The following is an 11,018-nucleotide window of genomic DNA, read 5'->3' as shown; positions in this document are numbered from 1 at the left end:
GCAGAAATGTGGTGAACAGTTTGAAATTGCCGAAAGTTTCGATTATTATACCTGCCAGAAACGAAGAAAAGTTCATCGAGAGATGCGTTAAGTCATTTCTAGATTGCGACTACCCCGGAGAACTCATAGAGATAATCGTAGTTGATGGAATGAGTGAAGATGGAACAAGAGATATCGTGAACGAAATCTCAATACGAGACAACAGAGTATTGTTAATTGACAACGAAAAGAAGATAACTCCCGTTGCGATGAACTTAGGAGTGAAAGCTTCAACAGGGGAATACATATTCTTCAGCGGCGCACACAGCGAAATGCCATCTGACTACATCTCTAAATGCGTCCAGCATGCCATAGAAAGCGGTGCAGACAATGTGGGAGGAGTAGTGAAAACAGTACCCAGAGTCAAATCGTCCGTTGGGATAGCAATTTCGAAGGTTCTTTCCAGTCCGCTTGGGGTGGGAGGAGCCAAATTCAGGACGGGCGTTTGCAAACCCACAGAAGTAGATACTGTTCCTTTCGGTTGCTACAAACGAGAGGTTTTCGACAGAATCGGCTATTTCAATGAGCAGCTTGTTAGGAATCAAGACATAGAATTCAACTTGAGGTTGAAACGAGCGGGGGGAAAAATAATCCTCTTCGCTGACATTGAGCTTACCTACTATTCTAGATCGACTTTCAAAGAGCTCTGGAATAACAACTTTGGCAATGGCTTCTGGGTGATTGCGGGTTCTAGATATGCAAACATTCCGTTCTCATTAAGGCACTTAGCACCTTTAATTTTCGTATTGACACTGTTGATTGGTATCGTTTTCTGCGTGTTTTTCAGTATTGTGTGCATGCTTCTCTGGATAACTCTGGGTGTCTACTTGTTACTGATTCTGTATGAGTCTTTTAGTAGGGGAGAAAGCTTGAGTATTACACTTCTAATGATTTTAGCCTTTCCTATACTTCATTTTTCGTATGGAATTGGGTCGCTGTGTGCGATTATCTTTTCTGAGAGGGCAGCGGATTCATGAAGATCTGTCACATAACTACAGCTCACCCTGCTCTAGACGCAAGGATTTTCTACAACGAGTGTCAGAGTTTGAGTGCAAATGGCTATGATGTGGTGCTGATTGCACCAGGCGAAAGCAATTTTGAGAGAAGTGGAGTGAGAGTCCTTTCAATAAAGAGATCGAGGAGAGGACTTATTTCACGAATCGTAATGCCGTGGAGAGCCTTGCAGAAGGCTTTAAGAGAGAAAGCAGCGATATATCATTTCCATGATCCGGACTTCATTTTCGCTGCGCTATTCATGAAGTTACTGCGTAAGAAAGTGGTCTATGATGTCCATGAGCATTATGTGGAGGTGATTCCAGCGAGAATGGGAAGAAGGCCTGGAGGGTTGTTCTCAGCGATCCTGAGGTTAGTTCTTGAGACTATTCCTTCGAAGGCTTTCGATATGCTAGTTTTCCCAACTCAGTCTCTCTCAGAGGAGTATGGAAAGGCCAAGAGGAAGACCGTAATCATGAATCTCTTCCGTCTCGATAGTCTGGAAGAACATAGATCTGAAAGCAATGTCGGCAAGAAATATGATGTCATTCACCTGGGTACTGTTTCAAAACTGAGAATGAAGTTTATACTGGATGTCGTTTATCAACTTTCTCAACTGAGAAATGGTTTTACGTGGGTTTTTGTCGGTTTGTCTGCCGAGACAATTGAATGGGTTAAGTCGAGTAGTACGTACAGATCAATTCAAAGACACCTTGTATTGATGGAGAAAGTGGAACATTTGAAGGCATTGGAACTGGTGAGGTCATCTTCAGTAGGTTTCAATTATCATCCTCTAGAAAAGAGATTCCAAGTTGCAATTCCTATGAAGGTTTTTGAATATATGGCATATGGCTTGCCGGTAATAAGTACATCTCTTCCCGAACTGTCATCGCTTCTATGCGACCAGAAGGATTCAATCCTAGTCAAAAGTGATAAAGCCATAGACTACGCAGTCGCAATAAATAGCTTGCTCGATGACCCTGCTCGAATGGGCAGGATTTCGGCAGAAGCTCGACAAACTATTTTTGAGCGACTAAACTGGGAGAAGAGTGAAGAACCAAAGTTGCTTTACTCATATAGCAAGATTCTCGGAGGTAATTAGATGAAACGGTTGATTGTAAATGCCGATGGATTTGGTTTTACATTTGGAATAAACAAAGGGATTTTTGAAAGCGTTGCGGACGGAATCGTAACGAGCACTAGTTGCGTTGTCAATTTTCAAGCCATTGAAGAGGTTGGTAAACTTGCAAGTGAGTTCAAGCCCATAAGCATTGGAATCCATTTCAATCTCTCCGTCGGTTCCCCAGTTTGCAAACCCAAAGAGATTCCCTCTCTAATTAACGAAAAGGGCGAGTTCCATGGTGCCCACTTTTCTTCACTTATAATAAAAGGAAAGATAGTTGAAGAGGAAATGCTTAAGGAGCTTAGAGCACAAGCGAGGCTTCTCAAAAGCCAGGGGGTGAGAATCTCTCATTGGGATGGACACCAGAACAAGCATCTTTATCCACTTTTCTTCCGATGTGGGATGACTGTTGCAGAGGAGTTTGGGATTGAAGCAATTCGAACGCACAGACGCTATCTGTTTTCGTCGGAAAGCAAGAATCGCACGTGGGATTTAGTGAAGTACTATATATCTCATCCGAAGCAGATTGCGACGCATATTTACGCGAGAAGGAACACTAAAATGGCAGAGAAAAGCGGATTCAAAGCCGCTGATCGGTTGATTACACCTGCGTATCTTGATAGAAGCAAGAAGAGCAATCTCGAAACATGGGTCGCAATAATGAAAAGACTGCCCGAAGGAACGAACGAGATCTATTGTCATCCGGGTTATCCTGACGATACACTAAGGAAGTACGCAGTATATGTTGATGAAAGATTAGAAGAAGTCACTATCATGAAATCTGCTGAAGTCAAGAAAGCCGCCAGAGAAAACGGCGTGACATTGATTTCCTTCTGGGAGCTTTAGTTTTGAATTCCAACCAAAGAATCGGCTTTTGTGGAGATGTTATGCTTGCTCGGGGATTCCTGAAGGCTCAAAAAAGCAGAGCAATTGATTCCGTGTTGTCAAATGATATCTTGAGAAGTTTTTCAAACGTTGATTATGTGATTGCGAATTTGGAATCACCTATTAGCAGTGGCAATGAAAAGGTTGGCGACTTCTTCTTGCCTTTTGAACACGCTGAACTGCTTAAACATTTTGATTATTTGTCTCTTGCAAACAATCACATTTTCGATTGTGGTGAAACAGGTTTGGTGGAAACAATTGATACATTGAATGCATTGAATGTTGGATTTACAGGGGTTTACTCACGCTCGAAAGACTCTTTCTATCCAACAGTAATTACTTCCACTGCAGGAAATATTTCATTAGTCGGTTGCATAGAAGATTCTCTGTATCCGGAACTTGCAGAAACATCATTCTCAATTCTCAAGCTTTCTGATCTTCTGAATTCTATGCTCCTTGACGAACTTGAAAAGCGTGAAGATATAATCGCGAACGTTGTACTTCTGCATGCGGGCAAAGAGTTCACTCCATTTCCACCGAGGAAGCTAGTTGAATCTGCGAGACAGCTTTTGATCAAGGGAGCGGATCTAGTAATGATTAGTCATAGTCATTTCGCGAGTGGTTTTGAGCGTTTTGCAGAAAATGGAATGATCTTTTATGGTCTTGGCGATTTTATATTTGACGTTCCGGTATCAGGAAGAAAGACCTCAATCGTTCCTATATTTGAGATTTCCAAGAACGAATTATCATTCTCAGAAATAATATTCACAAAGAAGTCAAGCGACTTGACAGTGAACCTAGTTGAAGACAAAAAAGAGATCAGAAAGCTGAATCATAAGATCGAAAACTATAGCACTTTTATTTCAAAGAACCCTGGAGATTTGAGGATTAAAGTGATAAGCCAGCTGTATGTACTGAATTATCAAATTTCGAGAGTTATATGGATGATTAGAAGTGAAGGGCTCAGAACAACCTTTACGTTCTTATTAGATGTGCTGAAAAGATTAGTCAGAAAAGCATTCAAGCATTTGAGAGGCAAAGAATAATGAGTATTGTAGACGTCTACTCAAGACTACCCGCAGGATTAAGAGAGATGTTGGCCAATATCTATGCAAGAAGATTGCACAGAAAAAGGTTTGGCGGGGAATTTGGAAAGCTCCTCGAGTTTCTCGAGTACAGCCAGGATTGGAGCCGGGAAAGGTTAATGATCTTCCAATTAGAAAGGTTGCGAGAAGTCATAACAAACTCCTACGAAAATGTTCCGCACTTCAGGAAGCTGTTTCGAGATATCGATCTTCGACCCTCAGATGTTACTTCTCTAGAAATTCTGAAAGAGATTCCTATCATGACCAAAGAAATGATAAAAAGTGATCCTCGATCATTCATTAGCGAAAACATCAGAAGTATAAAAACGATCAAGGACTTCTCGAGTGGAACGACTGGAACAAAACTGGAATTCTTTCTGCCTCTAAGCCTTTACAGGTTGAATTTCGCTGCGCTCTGGCGATTCTATAGTTGGGCTGGAGTTCATCTGGGTGAAAAGAGGGTGACTCTGGGAGCTAGGGTAATTGGTGAGAGACCTCCTTACTGGATATACAATAAGAGTGAGCACCAGCTCTTATTGTCCATTCATCACCTGAATTTCAATACAATTTCATCCTATATTGAAAAGTTGACGGAATTCGAGCCGGTCTTCATCCAAGGGCACCCAACGGGAATCGAAATACTGGCAGATGAGATGTTGAGAAGAAGAGAGCAACTAAAGGCAAAAGCTGTCTTCACCACAGGTGAGACCCTTAGTGATACAGGTAGGGATAAGATCGAAAATGCTTTCGGGTGCAAAGTTTTTGAGTCCTATGGTGTCAGCGAATGTGTGGTTGCAGCGTTTGAATGTGAAAAGCACAATGGCTTACATGAGGCTCTTGAGTATGGTATCACAGAGTTGGAGAGTAGTGGTGAAGAAGGTTTCTATTCTGTAATCGGCACTTCTCTTTGGAACAATGCAATGCCGTTTATCAGATACAAAATCGAAGATCTAGTTGTGCCTTGCGAAAAAACTAGTTGTAGCTGTGGCAGAACCCTACCGCTTCTAATCAGGAAGGTGATCGGGAGGATTGATGACGTTGTATATGATTCAGAAGGTAATCCTGTGTTGCCGGTAACAATTCGTATGCATTTGAAACCGTTTTTGAAACCGTTTCAGAACTACCAACTTGTTCAGCTCAACAGACTGGAATTCGAGTTTAGATGTACCAGTTCTGACAACGATCAGAAGAAGGCTTTTGATAAGTTGCTGAAGCGCCTCTTAGGGAATAACATTGTGCTTAGAGTAAGTGAGGTCGCGGAAATTGAGAAGTCGGGAGGAAAAGTGAGAAACGTAATCAACATAACTGGGAAACCAAGCTAGAAATGAAAACTCTGGTAACTGGCTTTGGTCATCAGAAAGACGACAGAAGAGTTTCGAGAAGCGTTAGTGCTCTCAAGAAACCAGGTCGTGTTCATAATCAGTTTTGGAAGACCGCCGCAGATGAACAATCTGAGAAACCAGAAAATAGAGTTATTCTTCATTCTTTGTCGAGAGACCAAATGAGAGGATTTGGGAGATATGCAAAGAGGCTGAACTTTGATCGACAAGTGCTGTGTCTAGTCTCAGGACTGGATTATGATCTGGTTGTTTTTCACTTCTCTCTCGCTTTCTTGCAAGTAAAGGTATTCGCTGAGGCTAAGAAGCGGAAGAAAAAGATCGTATTCGATCTTCATGAAATTATGCCGGAGCAATTTTTCCCGGAGAGACTCTCTTTTCTAAATCCAGTTCTTTGGAAAGTGCTCAAAACGTAATTTTCTTTAGTGGATGGCGTGATTGGCGTTTCAGAAGAGGCTTTGAGAATGATGCTTGAGAAGACCATGATTGACAAACCTAAGTTATGCCTCCCGAACTATGCAGCAACTAGAGTCTCGCTAAAAACCTGTGTCAAGAACGCAGAAATCGCTGTTGTTGGAGGCACCCATAGAAAGATCTCGATAGATAGCAGTTTGCTGAACGAGATCAAGAGGAATTACAAACTGATCTCATTTGGCACAACCTGCAACATTGCCGATGAGCAGATTCCTTTCCTGGAATACGATTTCATGATGGACAGACTATCAAAGGCTAGATTCACTCTGCTCGCCTTTCAAAGCAGAACAGATCCGCAGTACGCAAATGACATATACTCATTGCCAAACAAGTTCTACGACTCTCTGACAGCAGGAACTCCCGTCATTATTGGCAAAAGATTCGTATCAATGAAAAAGATCGTTGAAGAAACGCAAACCGGCATTGTTCTTAATCTTCTTGAAGAACCGAAAGGGCCATCTTTGATTCAGAATGCTTTAGAGTCCTATGATTGCTATTTGGACAATCTCAGAGCAAATCATGATAAGTTTGTGTGGGATAATTCGAAAGAGGATGATTTTGTAGATTTCATCCCTGCTATTCTGAATAGTTGAGAACGAGAGAGTCTGAAATGACTTAACAGCAAATATGATAGATCATGAAGAGGTGTGAGTTGCTCACTAGGCTAAAGAGATACATGTCAATAAGGATACTGGGAAATCCCGATATTAGGAATCCAAGAGAAGATGATGTGGAGCTCTACAAACCTTGCGACGTTATCATTGATTGGCCTCGAGACAAGAAAAAACCATTTGTTGGATTAACGCGTGACATAAACGAAAACCCACACTGGACAAAATTCAGGAGGTTTTTGAAGAACAACGGTTTCGATTTTGAGATATTCGAATACCATCGCTCAGACTGGCTGGAAGTGGTAGAGAAGTTCGACCTAGTAGTATGGTCGCCCAACAGCGGTCCGGCGGAGCTGGAAGAGATAAAGAGAAAGATCTACATTCTCGAGAAGAAACTTGGTAAGAAATGCTTCCCAGATTATGAGACGGTTCTCTTGTGCGATGACAAGGTCTTCTTAACTTACTTATTGAAGATAAAGGGACTACCACTAGCCGATACGTTTATTTCAAACGATTTCGATGAAATTGAGGCAATGAAAGAAAACCTGACTTATCCGTTGGTATCGAAGCGATTTCACGGGGCAAGTTCAAGAGAAGTAACCTTGATCAGAAACCCACGTGAGCTATCGGCTTATTCTAGAAGGATTTTCTCATTCTATGGCATAAAGGCAAGCAATGCATACTTTCGTCAAAAAAACTATCTTTACCTGCAGGAATTCGTAGATGGAGATGGTCTTGACATAAGGGTAAATGTTGCTGAAGACGTAATCACAGGCTACTTCCGGAAACCCAGAAGAAACGACTTCAGAGCCTCGGGGAGCGGAGCCATCATAAAGGAGGACCTTCCTCTGGAAGCAGTAGAGATTGCTTTGAAGACGTATGACCTCATCGGTAAACCAATGTTAGGAGTCGACATGATGAGGGATAGAGAAGGGAAATACTGGATTATTGAAATCTCCCCGTTTATTGGAGTCGTTACCCCCATTCAGATGAAAGTGGACGACATCCCCGGCTCTTATTTCCTTCTTGAGGATGGAACCCTCCAATTCACAAAGGAGACCTATTGGCCGCAGGAATTGGCTATGAAGAACTTCTTCGAGAGAAACTACCTCCTTCCCGAAGCTGAATGGAAAAGCAATCTAGTTCGTTCAGTAGTGTCCGAAAAGAAGCTCAAAAAGGGTTGTTCTGTCTGAAAGCTAGATAGGCAACGTGAATCAGTCGTATAAGTTATAAAGCCGATCGGATCAATGGTGAGTATATGAGTAGAGAGAAACCAAGCGTACTGATCTTTTCAGAAATGTTTCCTAAGCCGAAGAGTTCATCAAGTGGCGTCTTCATAGTCGAGAGACTTAAGGCTCTGGAAAACTTGGGCGTGCCTTTTGACTTCGCCCCAGTCTCCACATTTGACAGCCTGCCGATTAGGGTTTTGAAGAAGCTTAAGGGTTACTCTCCGTCTGAACCGGTAGAGTCGGTGCAGGTGAATCAGAAGCATTATCCCGTGTTAAATGTCTCTCTTGGCTTAAGAGATCGTATTGGGCTAATTAAACAGGAACCTGGTTCTTGGGTGAAATACGCTCAGGGTATGGCATCTGCCATTGAGAAGAACAAGAATATCGAAGAATACCGTTTGATTCACGCTCATAGAGTGTTTCCGGAAGGATATGCGGCCATGCGACTCTCTCAGAAGTATTCGATTCCCTACATAGTAACGGCGCACGGAGGGGAGATTCATTCTTTGTCGTATGACTTCCATACTCTGGTAAGAGAGATTCTTCGCAACGCTTCACGCGCAATCTTCGTAAGCAATGCTCTGATGAAAGATGCATGTGAGAAACTAGGTTATGACAAGTCCAATGGGATTGTCATTCCAAATGGAGTAGATACCAACGTATTCAAACCTATGGACAAAGAAGAGGCAAGAAGGAAGTTGAGCCTGCCACTTGATAAGAAGATCGTGGGTTTTGTTGGTAACCTAATTGAAGTGAAAGGCGCAGATAGACTTCCAGCAATCGCGCGTGAGCTATTGAAGCTCAGATCGGACGTATTTTTCTTCATTGTAGGAGACGGTCCTTTATTGAAAACGCTACGAGAGAAAATGCCCGGGGACATTTCGCACTTCGCCGGAAGATTAGAATATGGTCTCATGCCAATGGCTATGAATTCAATCGATGTCCTTGTTGTGCCTAGCAGGCGGGAAGGTTTTGGAACGGTTATTCTGGAAGCAAGAGCGTGTGGAGCATGGGTTATCGGTACCGAGGCCGGTGGCGTAGCCGAGGCGATAGATTCGGATGGAATAGGCGGCATTGTTGGTGAAGACATTGAGAAGAGTCTCTCTGAAGCTATTAACAGCTCACTTGAAAAAGGTTTGCACTTAGCTAGTTCTACAAGAAGATCTAAGATTCCTTCTTGGGAAGATATGATTGAAGAAGAAGCGAAAGTTTACTGGGGGTGTATGGGATGAAGGTTGCGTTAGTCTCTTCAGACAACTCCTCAATTGTGCATCATGGTGGAAAACATGTGTACCAATCCTTATTGGAAAAGTTTCTTTTACGTAGCAATATCGATGTAAGAACCTTCTACCCTGATTCTTCGCACTACCAAATAACTATGCTTAAAGGATTAACCCTTGCATTCAAATACGGTTTGCTCAGGTTTTGGGATCCGTTCGAAAGAAGTAGAGTGAAGATCGAAGACCTGAGAAGCTATTTTCGAAAACTTGATCTGAAAGACGAAGATGTTGTTCATTGCCAAGACGTCGTTTCTGCCTCGAGTGTCAAATGCAGCAACAAGGTTGTTCTAAGTGTGCACGGTTACTTTGCTTATGAGTCTTTGGCAAGAAACTTCGTAGGCAAAGAGTCCGATAGAGAAACGGCAATAAGACGTCTTCTTGAGATTGAAGAAGAAGCCTTCAGAAAATCCAGTCATATCATTTGTGTTGACAAAGAAAGGCAAAACTATGTCGTTGAGAAATTCAAAATCCCTTCAGATAGAACCACAGTACTACATAATGCAGTAGATACAGAAAACTTCTCTCCTGTCTCAGACGAACAGAAAAAGACTATAAGAAATGAGCTCGGCTTGCCAGAGGATAGGACAATGGTACTAGTTGCTTCCAGGTTCTCTCCAGAAAAAGGGATTGTTTATGCGGTGAAAGCTGCATCAATGATGAGACACAATAGTGACATTTTCTTTATCTTCGCAGGAGGAGGTCCTGAACGCAAAAGTATTGAATCTGTTGCAGAAGGTCAGGAGAACATTATGATTCTTGACTCTATACCTCACGACCAGCTCAGCGCGTTCTTCAGGGCAACTGATATAGTCCTTGTCCCGTCTATCACATATAATAACGTTCGTGAGGGTACATCGATGACCCTTCTTGAAGGCATGGCTTGCGGGAAGATAGTAGTTGCATCATGTGTTGGAGGAATGGCTGAAGTTATTGAAGACGAGTATAACGGTTTTCTTATTGAGGAGGGAAGCGGAGAAGCGATTCGTGACAAGCTTGCCGAGTTGAGCAATAGAATTTCCGATTATTCGGTTGTAGGTAAGCGTGCGCACAAAACGGTCTTGGAAAAACACTCGTTCGCAACATATGTCGATAGGTTGATTGGAATATACAATAGCTGCCTCATGCAAACAAGCAACTCATGAAGACAAGCGAATTTCCAAACACAAACCCCGCAAAAAAGCCAACGAATATTACCCCTTTTCCAGGGAATGAACAGCACTTGGCAAACAGATCTTTGGACAACAAAGATTCACCTGAAGCCCTTTTCAAGCCGGGAAATGATCGTTGCCATACAGACCTTCTCTTCGTTACATCAAAGGCAATTAATAGAAGCGGAAATGCAGTACCTGAAACTAACCCCTCAAAACACTCCATCGTTCGTTACTTGTCATAAGCATTTTCTGGAAACTTCGTATCCCAGGTGTACCCAGCTGGTGTGACGTCTGTGACCACGGTCGAATAGGTACCAGACGGCGCGTTGACAACGGTAAATTTGGCAACACCCGCCGTGTCTGTAGTGATTGTTCCACTGTAGTATGGCGAGCTGCCTTCGTTAAGATAGATTGCTATAGAAACACTTGCGCTAGCTATAGCTGGATTGAGCTGCACAGAAACGTACATATGCTTGGCATTTCTGCTCAATGAATAACTTATACTTGACACCGTTATAGTATCGGGTTCGGGATCTGGGTCCGGATCGGTAGGGATACTTCCAGAGGCCGCTTGAACCGCGAGATCAGCCATTACCAGTCCGTATCCCTGATGCTCCTGTTTTAGCCCCAGATTCTCTGCCGTTTGCTGAAGAATCGATCTAACCTCAGCGTTTGAAAGCTCAGGTTTTGCCGCAAGAACAAGTGCCGCCACTCCAGCGACATGAGGCGATGCCGACTTCGTCGGGCAGAAGAACCGCTGGACGCCAGAAGTTCGCTGTACGCTTTAATACATGGTTCACCGTTGACCGTT

Annotated in this window: 9 protein-coding genes and 1 pseudogene; 9 read left to right on the top strand and 1 reads right to left on the bottom strand. The window is 42.9% G+C overall.

Annotated features, from left to right (window positions below):
• From B3K91_RS13085 to B3K91_RS13045, 9 genes are all read left to right on the top strand, one after another.
• Window positions 1-1,016, top strand: a 1,016-nt coding sequence (locus B3K91_RS13085) for a glycosyltransferase family 2 protein (protein WP_292595358.1), incomplete at its 5' end; no start/stop codon positions are given.
• Window positions 1,013-2,134 carry a glycosyltransferase gene (locus B3K91_RS13080; RefSeq protein ID WP_292589196.1) on the top strand — a complete coding sequence of 374 codons (1,122 nt, stop codon included), beginning with the start codon at window positions 1,013-1,015 and terminating at the stop codon, window positions 2,132-2,134. The genes B3K91_RS13085 and B3K91_RS13080, both read left to right, overlap by 4 nt.
• A complete protein-coding gene (locus tag B3K91_RS13075; protein WP_292589194.1) occupies window positions 2,135-3,001 on the top strand; it encodes a carbohydrate deacetylase in 867 nt (288 codons plus the stop codon).
• Window positions 3,002-3,003: 2 nt separating this feature from the next.
• A complete protein-coding gene (locus B3K91_RS13070) occupies window positions 3,004-4,086 on the top strand; it encodes a CapA family protein (RefSeq protein WP_292589192.1) in 1,083 nt (360 codons plus the stop codon).
• On the top strand, window positions 4,086-5,447 hold the full coding sequence (locus tag B3K91_RS13065) for a phenylacetate--CoA ligase family protein (RefSeq protein WP_292589190.1): 1,362 nt from the start codon (window positions 4,086-4,088) through the stop codon (window positions 5,445-5,447). The genes B3K91_RS13070 and B3K91_RS13065 overlap by 1 nt, the downstream gene beginning before the upstream one ends.
• 449 nt (window positions 5,448-5,896) lie before the next feature.
• A complete protein-coding gene (locus B3K91_RS13060; RefSeq protein WP_292595355.1) occupies window positions 5,897-6,529 on the top strand; it encodes a serine/threonine-protein kinase in 633 nt (210 codons plus the stop codon).
• A gap of 59 nt (window positions 6,530-6,588) precedes the next feature.
• On the top strand, window positions 6,589-7,740 hold the full coding sequence (locus B3K91_RS13055; protein ID WP_292595353.1) for an ATP-grasp domain-containing protein: 1,152 nt from the start codon (window positions 6,589-6,591) through the stop codon (window positions 7,738-7,740).
• A 65-nt stretch (window positions 7,741-7,805) separates the two neighbouring features.
• On the top strand, window positions 7,806-9,008 hold the full coding sequence (locus B3K91_RS13050; protein WP_292595351.1) for a glycosyltransferase: 1,203 nt from the start codon (window positions 7,806-7,808) through the stop codon (window positions 9,006-9,008).
• Window positions 9,005-10,198 carry a glycosyltransferase family 4 protein gene (locus tag B3K91_RS13045; RefSeq protein WP_292595348.1) on the top strand — a complete coding sequence of 398 codons (1,194 nt, stop codon included), beginning with the start codon at window positions 9,005-9,007 and terminating at the stop codon, window positions 10,196-10,198. Before B3K91_RS13050 ends, B3K91_RS13045 begins: the two co-directional genes overlap by 4 nt.
• Window positions 10,199-10,436: 238 nt before the next feature.
• Here the strand turns inward: B3K91_RS13045 and B3K91_RS13040 are convergent.
• Window positions 10,437-10,931: pseudogene (locus tag B3K91_RS13040) on the bottom strand (S8 family serine peptidase); the annotation flags it as partial.
• Window positions 10,932-11,018 lie beyond the last annotated feature (87 nt).

It is taken from the genome of Mesotoga sp. UBA5847, from assembly GCF_002432735.1.
Taxonomy (GTDB): Bacteria; Thermotogota; Thermotogae; order Petrotogales; family Kosmotogaceae; genus Mesotoga.
This window is presented reverse-complemented; position numbering and strand designations above follow the sequence as displayed.

Excerpts from the sequence above, each read along its gene's own strand:
- B3K91_RS13080 (WP_292589196.1), top strand. The coding sequence starts at position 1,013 with ATGAAGATCTGTCACATAACTACAGCTCACCCTGCTCTAGACGCAAGG.
- B3K91_RS13075 (WP_292589194.1), top strand. The coding sequence starts at position 2,135 with ATGAAACGGTTGATTGTAAATGCCGATGGATTTGGTTTTACATTTGGA.
- B3K91_RS13065 (WP_292589190.1), top strand. The coding sequence starts at position 4,086 with ATGAGTATTGTAGACGTCTACTCAAGACTACCCGCAGGATTAAGAGAG.
- B3K91_RS13050 (WP_292595351.1), top strand. The coding sequence starts at position 7,806 with ATGAGTAGAGAGAAACCAAGCGTACTGATCTTTTCAGAAATGTTTCCT.
- B3K91_RS13045 (WP_292595348.1), top strand. The coding sequence starts at position 9,005 with ATGAAGGTTGCGTTAGTCTCTTCAGACAACTCCTCAATTGTGCATCAT.